This is a genomic window from Salinimicrobium oceani (genome assembly GCF_012037645.1).
In genome coordinates this window covers 1-312 of sequence record NZ_JAAVJR010001407.1, presented here as the reverse complement: position 1 = coordinate 312, position 312 = coordinate 1, and the positions used below count along the sequence as shown (strand labels likewise).

The 312-nt window shown below is 42.0% G+C and carries 1 protein-coding gene; it reads left to right on the top strand.

From position 1 onward, the window contains the following. On the top strand, positions 1 to 203 hold a 203-nt coding region (locus HC175_RS24050; RefSeq protein WP_209310214.1), incomplete at its 5' end, for a hypothetical protein. Positions 204 to 312 lie beyond the last annotated feature (109 nt).

The following is a 312-nucleotide window of genomic DNA, read 5'->3' as shown; positions in this document are numbered from 1 at the left end:
TAGAAAAAGTGAGCTACACACAGATTTCTTCTAGAAAATTGGAAGAATATCTCCGTATACGGCTCACCCGTTTCTATAATCGTAAAAGTCAACGTAAGTCGAGCTTGTATGGCACACAAGCCTTTGCTATTTTAGTAAAAGAATATGGTTTAATTAAGCCGTATAAGACTTCAGGCATACGACCTGTGAATGCCCGCCGATGAAAATTATAAGGAAAGCCGTATGCGGGAAAACCGCACGTACGGTTTGATGAGGGGGCTGTGCAACTATCGAAGAGGTGGTTGCGCACTCTACTCTACTGGCAATAAAAAA